Origin of the sequence: Gordonia sp. GONU (assembly GCF_024733855.1) — a bacterium.
In the GTDB taxonomy this organism is placed as follows: domain Bacteria; phylum Actinomycetota; class Actinomycetes; order Mycobacteriales; family Mycobacteriaceae; genus Gordonia; species Gordonia amicalis.
In genome coordinates, this window is the sequence record NZ_JANRHB010000063.1 from 1 (window position 1) to 7,516 (window position 7,516).

Annotated in this window: 4 protein-coding genes and 1 pseudogene; 4 read left to right on the forward strand and 1 reads right to left on the reverse strand. The window is 62.2% G+C overall.

Annotated features, from left to right (window positions below):
• The first annotated feature begins 130 nt into the window (after positions 1–130).
• The 4 genes and pseudogenes from NWF34_RS25020 to NWF34_RS25035 all read left to right on the forward strand — a co-directional run bounded on the left by NWF34_RS25020 (position 131) and on the right by NWF34_RS25035 (position 5,550).
• Positions 131–739 carry a TetR/AcrR family transcriptional regulator gene (locus NWF34_RS25020; protein ID WP_005194691.1) on the forward strand — a complete coding sequence of 203 codons (609 nt, stop codon included), beginning with the start codon at positions 131–133 and terminating at the stop codon, positions 737–739.
• 91 nt (positions 740–830) lie between these two features.
• Complete coding sequence (locus tag NWF34_RS25025) at positions 831–3,854, forward strand: RND family transporter (RefSeq protein WP_005194693.1); 3,024 nt, start codon at positions 831–833, stop codon at positions 3,852–3,854.
• Between the two features lie 113 nt (positions 3,855–3,967).
• Positions 3,968–5,094: pseudogene (locus NWF34_RS25030) on the forward strand (IS3 family transposase).
• Positions 5,095–5,199: 105 nt separating this feature from the next.
• Entirely contained in the window at positions 5,200–5,550 is a 351-nt protein-coding gene (locus tag NWF34_RS25035; RefSeq protein ID WP_005194698.1) for an integrase core domain-containing protein, read from the forward strand.
• A 323-nt stretch (positions 5,551–5,873) separates the two neighbouring features.
• Here the strand turns inward: NWF34_RS25035 and NWF34_RS25040 are convergent.
• A protein-coding gene (locus tag NWF34_RS25040; protein ID WP_085949121.1) for an IS3 family transposase occupies positions 5,874–7,132 on the reverse strand; the annotation gives its coding sequence in 2 pieces (ribosomal slippage) (positions 5,874–6,787 and positions 6,787–7,132; 1,260 coding nt in all).
• Positions 7,133–7,516: the final 384 nt, after the last annotated feature.

Sequence of the window (7,516 nt, forward strand, 5' to 3'; positions counted from 1 at the left end):
GTCATCGCCTGGGCCCTCAGTTCCGGGTCGACACGACGAACACAGGGTGGGGACTTTTATCTGGCCACCAGCGGGGACCTCGACCTGGCCACCAGTGGGGACTTTCTCATGGCCATGGACATGGGCAAGGGTGGAGATCGCCGATATCGATGATGTGGACCCGAGGCGGGTTCGCTCGCGGGCGCGGTTGTTGGATGCTGCCGCGACCCTGCTCAGCAGCGGTGGGGTCGAAGCGGTCACCGTGGAGGCTGTAACCCGGCTATCTCGCGTAGCCCGCACCACGCTGTATCGACATTTTGAGAGCACCACGGACCTGGTGGCAGCAGCCTTCGAGCGGTTGTTGCCTCAGGTGGACAACCCTGAAACCTCGCAATCGATTCGCGATGACCTGGTCACATTGATGCAACGCCAGGCTGCTCTCATCGAACAGGCTCCGTTGCAGTTGACCACACTGGCTTGGTTGGCAATGGTTCCCAAGCAACCTGGCGAAGAACCAAACGCATTGGGGCCGTTGCGGATGCGCGTAGTCAACCAGTACCGAGAACCCTTTGATCGAGTGTTGACAAGTAGCGCGGCCGCCGCTGAACTCGACGATCCGGACTTGACCATGGCGATCACTCAGCTGGCAGGCCCTCTGGTCTTCGCCAAGCTCACCGGGATTCGCGCGATGGATGTCGCTGATCTCGAGCGCCTCGTCGATGACTTTCTTGCGGCGCACAGGCGGCGCCCGCCTACATAGCCTCACCGCCTTCCACTTTTACGCTACAACTTGTAGCGTAGCGCTACCGATGGTTCCACTGTGGGCCAGATGAGTTGGTGAGGTACTGCGTATGGTGGTCCATCGTCCCGATGACAAGCGCTTGGCAAGGCGGCCGTTGGTCGAGCGCAGCGAGTACAGCTCCACGTTGGGACGAATCGCGCGGTTCACTTTGACGCACAAGTCCCTGGTCATCGGGGTGTGGATAGCTGTCGGGGTGGTGTTGGCGGTGCTGTTTCCTCAGTTGGAGACGGTGGTGCGGCAGCAATCGGTAGATCCGATCCCTGCAGGGGTTCCGTCCTTTCAAGCTCTTGATCAAATGGGTGGCGCATTCGGGGAAAAGGGCGCTAAGACCACTGTCTTCGTGACCATGGAGAACCCGAATGGGCTTACAGAGGTCACGCGAGAGCGATACGACGCGTTGGTCCTACAGCTCCGTGAAAATTTTGACGATGTGCAATCGGTTCGTGACTTGCTGTCGGATCCGATCACTGCCCGCCAGGCGTTGAGTGAGGATGGCAAGGCCTGGTATCTGCCCGTCGGGGTCTCGGGGACCCTGGGCGGTCCGGCGGCGACTCATGCGGTGGAAACCGTCCGCGAAACCGCACGCCGGGTGTTTGAAGATACTGGTACCGCGGTTCATGTCACCGGACCCGCAGCCACCTTCAGTGATCAGATCGTGAGTGCCGAGAGCGACCTGGTCGTGATCACTTTGGCCACAGTCGCGCTGATCGCCCTGATCTTGCTGGTGGTGTACCGATCGCTGTTCACAGCACTGGTGCCGTTGCTGGTGATTGGTGTCAGCCTTGGGGTGGGCCGCGGCGTCTTGTCCGCACTAGGTGAGCTCGGAATGCCGGTGTCTCAGTTCACCGTCGCATTCATGACGGTCATTCTGCTCGGGGCCGGGGTGGACTACTCAGTCTTTTTCATCAGCCGCTATCACGAGCGGTTGCGCCAAGGCGCGCCTACCGCGGATGCTCTTGTGGACGCTACAGCGACGATCGGACGGGTCATCTTGGCCTCGGCGGCGACGGTGGCACTGGCATTCCTGGCTATGGCGTTCGGCGAACTGAGCGTCTTTTCCACCTTGGGTCCGGCCTGCGCGATCGCGATCCTCATCGGGTTCCTCGCCACTGTCACCTTGCTGCCGCCGGTGCTGCAGTGGGCAGCCCGCTTCGGTTGGGGCAACCCCCGACGAGACCTCACGCGCAAGTACTGGAATCGCGTGGCGGTGCTTGTCGTCCGCCGCCCAGTCCCCCTTCTCGCTATAACGATGGTGGGGCTGATCGTGCTGAGCACGATCGCGATGGGTATCCACATCACCTATGACGACCGCCAGGGCCAACCCGCGACGACCGACAGCAACCAGGGATATGCGCTGCTTGACCGCCATTTCCCCACAGATGTGACGGTTGCTGAGTTTCTTGTGGTGGATGCGCCGATCGACCTACGCACCGCCAGCGGACTTGCCGACCTCGAGCAGATGGCTTCGCGGGTATCCCAAATTCCCGGGGTGACTCGCGTCATCGGCGTCACCCGCCCCACCGGCGACAAACTCGAACAGGCCGAGCTGTCGTGGCAGAACGGTCAGATCGGGGACCAGGTGGCAGGCGCCGTCGCAGACGGCCAGCAACGAAAAGGCGACCTCGAGCAGTTGCGCTCCGGTGCCAACCAGCTCGCCGACGGGCTGGCCCAACTCGACACCCAGCTACGCCTCAACCTGACGCCACTCGCCGGTATCCTCACCCAAGCAAGCACCGCCGGTCAACAAATCCAGCAGTACCAACCACTCCTGCGCCAGCTCGCCGCGTCCGCGCCCGCACTCGACCGCGCCTCACAGAACGCCCCACAACTTGCCGCCCTGACCCGCCAAACATCCGCGGCGCTGACAACAGTGACCTCAATCCTACCCCTCCTCGACTCAGCGCCCTGGTGCGCCCAAGTCCCCCAGTGCGCAACCCTGCGCGCACAGATTCGCGACCTCAACGCCACACTAGGGAGTGGACTGCTCGACCAGATCACCACCCTGTCAACACAACTCGCACAACTAGACACACCCCTCACGACGGTCACCGACCAACTCACCGCAACCGTCAACTCCCTCAACTCCACCCTGAGCACCATCAACAACCAAGACCTGCCCGCTAAGATCACTCAACTCCAAACTGGCGTGAGTCAGCTCGCCGCAGGATCACGACAACTCGCCGACGGCGTGTCCGCGCTGATCGACAGCAACCTTCAGCAACTAGCCGGGATGGCCACCCTAGCCACGCAACTCCAAACCTCCGCCCGCGAAACCGCCGGAACAGACTCCGCGACCGGCTTCTACCTGCCACCTCAAGCCAACGCAGACCGCCGCTTTGTCGATGTCGCTCGCCAATTCGTCTCGCCCGACGGCCATACCGTGCGCTACGCAATACAAACCAGCTTCGACCCCTACAGCACCGAAGCCATACAACTGACCAACACCATCACCGATGTTGCAAACGCCGCCAGACCGAACACCACCCTGGAGGACTCCCACATCGCAATCGCCGGATTCCCCGCCATCAACGCCGACCTGCAACGCCTACTCGCCGACGACTTTCAACTCCTGGCACTGGCAACCCTCATCATCGTCGGCCTGATCCTAATCCTTCTCCTCCGAGCACTCATCGCACCGCTGTATCTCCTAGGAACCGTCGTCCTCAACTACACCGCGGCACTGGGCATCGGCGTCCTAATCTTCCAACACATCCTCAAAACCGAGATCGCCTGGCCTGTACCGCTATTGGCTTTCATAGTCCTCGTCGCCGTCGGCGCAGACTACAACATGCTGCTCATCTCTCGCCTACGCGAGGAATCCCAGAACAACATACGAATCGGCGTTCTACGAACCGTCACCAACACCGGATCGGTCATCACCTCGGCCGGCCTCATCTTCGCTGCCAGCATGTTCGGCCTCATGGCTGGCTCGATCTCCATCATGACCCAAGTTGGACTGATCATCGGTATCGGACTACTGCTCGACACCTTTATAGTGCGCACCATCGTCGTGCCGGCCATCGCGACACTACTAGGCAAAACCAGCTGGTGGCCGAACAACGAAACCGTTTAACGTACTCCTGGTTTAGTTCCCCAGTATCCGCGCGGGACTGTCGCTAGGGACTGCTGCACGGATAGGTGACATCTGATCTGGCTTGCCTTCGGGCGGTCGGGAAGGATGTAGCTGTGCCCAAGCCGTACCCCCAGGAGCTCCGAGACGATGCGATCCGGGTGGCTCGTGATCGTGGAGAAGGCGTCACGATCGAGCAGGTCGCCAACGACTTCGGTGTGCACCCGATGACGCTGCACAAGTGGATGCGACGCGCGAATATTGATGGGGGCCGCAGCCCTGGCGTGACCTCGACCGAGTCCGCTGAACTGCGCGAGGCCCGTAAGCGGATCCGCCTGCTTGAGCAGGAGAACGAGGTGCTGCGTCGAGCGGCGGCGTATCTATCGCAGGCGAACCTGCCGGGAAAAGGCTGTACCCGCTCGTGAAAGAGCTCGCCGCCGACGGGATTGCCGTCGCGTGTCGTGTCGGGTACTTCAGCTCTCGCGCCAGCCCTACTACCGGTGGCTGGCCAGCCCGGTCACCAATGCCAAGCTGGCCGCGGCGTATCGGGCGAATGCCCTGTTCGATGCCCACCGCGAGGACCCGGAATTCGGCTACCGATTCCTCGCCGGGGAAGCCGCCACCGTGGGTGAGTCGATGGCCGAGCGGACCGCGTGGCGGATCTGCCGCGACAACGCCTGGTGGTCGGTGTTCGGCAAGAAGCGAGGTCGTAACGGCCGACGACCGGGACCACCAGTCCACGATGATCTGGTCCAGCGCGACTTCACCGCCGAGGAGCCACATCGGTTGTGGCTCACTGGTATCACCGAACACCACACCCGTGAGGGCAAGCTCTATCTGTGTGCAATCAAGGACGTGCACTCAGGGCGGATCGTCGGCTACAGCATCGATTCCCGGATGAAAGTCCCGACTGGCCGTGGCAGCGTTGCACAGCGCGCTGGCCCGTCGTGGTGAGGTGGCCGGCTGCATCGTTCACTCGGATCGAGGGTCACAGCTCCGGTCGCGGAAATTCCTACACGCCTTGAATACTCACGGTCCAACGGGGTCGATGGGCAAGGTCGGGGCGTGAGGGGACAACGCAGCTATGGAGATCTTCTTCGCGCTCCTGCAACGCAACGTGCTCGACCGTCAACGCTGGGACACCCGTGAACAGCTACGGATCGCAATCGTCACCTGGATCGAACGGACCTACCACCGCCGGCGCCGGCCACCACATCGGCCGAGAATCAGACCCGGCGGCTGATGCGACTGGCCGGGGTCCGCGGAGTGCAGCGGGCAGCGAAGGCTTTCACCACCCGTCCCGACCCGACCACGGCCAGACCTACCGACCGAGTTCAGCGACAGTTTCGTGCCGATCGACCCAACCAGCTACGGGTCGTCCCAGCTATGGGTCGTCGACATCACCTGCGTGCGAACCTGGCAGGGCTTCGCCTACACCGAATTTGTCACCGATGCCTGCACCCGCGTGATCGTCGGTTGGCATGTTGCGGCTACCATACGGACCGAGCTGATCAGGCAGCGTCGGCCTTGGCGCACCGTCGAGCAGGTGGGGCTTGCCACCTGCGAATGGGTCTGGTGGTACAACCAACAGCGTCTACACGAAGCGCTCGACTATCAACCACCCACAGAGTTCGAGGCCGCCCTCAACGGCGCCTCAGCTATCTGCGAGTCGGCCGCCCCGGCCCTCGCAACCACATAGGAACTAAACCTGGGGTACTTCATGGTCTTGCGTCGACCAAATGAACCCCCAATACATATCGCTGGCCTATGCCGACCGGCTGATCGAGTTTAAAGTCGACCCCTCGGTCAGCACTGTGCGCGACTCCTCCGACAACACTCTCGCCGAAGCGTCAGGTACCGCGAGTGTCATTTGCCACGGTGAAGGGACCGCTGTGAGCTGATTTTTGCCATCGGGATGGGACCACCTGGATTGCCAGTTATGGGACCACCGGCGCGTTGCGCTGGTGGTCTCTTGTTTTGTCCGTTGGGCCTTGACCCCGGATCTTGGACACAGGGTGGGATTTATGCTGCGTGTAGAAGTGTAGCAGCGTAACGGTTTTCGTAGGTGAGTGGTGATTGGTGCCCGCACCACGAGTGTCTTCGGCGGTTGTTGTAACGCACGAGCCACCCAAAGACTTCACGCCGGCAGGTGAACTCATCGGGCCAGGACTGCTCATCTTGAAGGACCTCGCGTTTGAGCGTGGCGTTGAACGACTCGGCCATCGCATTGTCGGCGCTGGTGCCCACCGCTCCCATGGACTGGGTCACGCCGAGTTCAGCGCACAGGTTGGCGTAGGCCTTGCTGGTGTAGACCGAGCCGTGATCGGAGTGAAAGACCGCTCCCGACAACGACCCTCGCGTCTGTTGTGCCGCTTGCAAGGCATCGGCAACGAGATCGGTGCGCATATGATCGGCCACCGCCCACCCCGTCAACCGTCGGGAGTAGCAGTCGATCACCGTAGCCAGGTACAGGTTGGAGCCATCGGCGATCGGCAGATACGTGATATCGCCGACATACACCCGGTTCGTGGCGGGCGCGGTGAAATCGCGTTCCACCAGGTCAGGGACTATGCGATCGGCAGGTTCAGGGATCGTGGTGACCACACGACGGCGCCGCCGATAACCGACAATGCCGTGGGCGCGCATCACCCGCGCCACCCGTTTGTGATTGACCCGGTTCTCCAGCGCCACCCCATCGTTGAGTTCCGCGGTAATCCGCGGTGCACCACAGGTGCTGTCACCATCGTGAACCTCACGAATACGTTGCGCCAAAACATGATCAGCTTCCGCACGAGCCGCCCGGCGCGGGGCCGCCTTGCGCCAGGCGTAAAACGACGAACACGCGATCTCGAGGAGATCGCATAGCCACTTGACCGGGTAGGTGTCGAGGTGGTCGGCGACGAACTGGAAGCGGCTCACCAGTTCGTCTCCCCGGCGAAATACTTGGCCGCCTGACGCAAAATCTCCCGTTCGGTGCTCAGCTTGAGCTTCTCGCTACGCAGTGCCGCGTTCTCCCTCTCCAACCGTGCGATCTTGGCCTCAGCGCTTTCTGGCCCCACCACAGCGGGCCCATCGCCGTTGCGGGCCTTGAGCGGGCTGACCGCCCCGCTGCCATCGGCAGCGGTCTTGCGGCCGGTGCCGTAGCGCTCAAGCCAGTGACGCAACGTGCCGCGCTCGACCCCAAGATCGGCGGCGATACCGCGCACCGTGGCCCCGGGGGTCGACTCGTACAAGTCCACCGCGTCCTGACGAAACTGCTCTGAATAGTGTCTCCGAGCCATACCTTGATCATCTCGCTTCTCCCCGCGAACTGCGGGATTCAACGTGTCCAAGGTCCGGGGTCAGGTCCCGTTGACTCGGCCGTGACGAGCAGTCATGGAAGGGGCGGCGGCATGGGCTATCGGGAGGTTGCTGTGGAAGAGATCAGAGAAGTCCTGCGGTTGTGGCTGGGTCTGGCGGTGGGGTTACCGTCGCCGGGGCTGCGCACGATCGCCGCGCATGCGGGGGTGTCCGTGGCCATGAGAAAGTCCCCACTGGTGGGGGGTTGAGGTTCCCCCCGAACCGTAGAGGCATCGATAATGAGGAGCACGATGCCAGAGAAGCGGAAGAAGTACGACCGGGAGTTTCGTGATGGGGCGGTCCGGATCGTCGAGGAGACAGGTAAG

Excerpts from the sequence above, each read along its gene's own strand:
- NWF34_RS25025 (WP_005194693.1), top strand. The coding sequence starts at position 831 with ATGGTGGTCCATCGTCCCGATGACAAGCGCTTGGCAAGGCGGCCGTTG.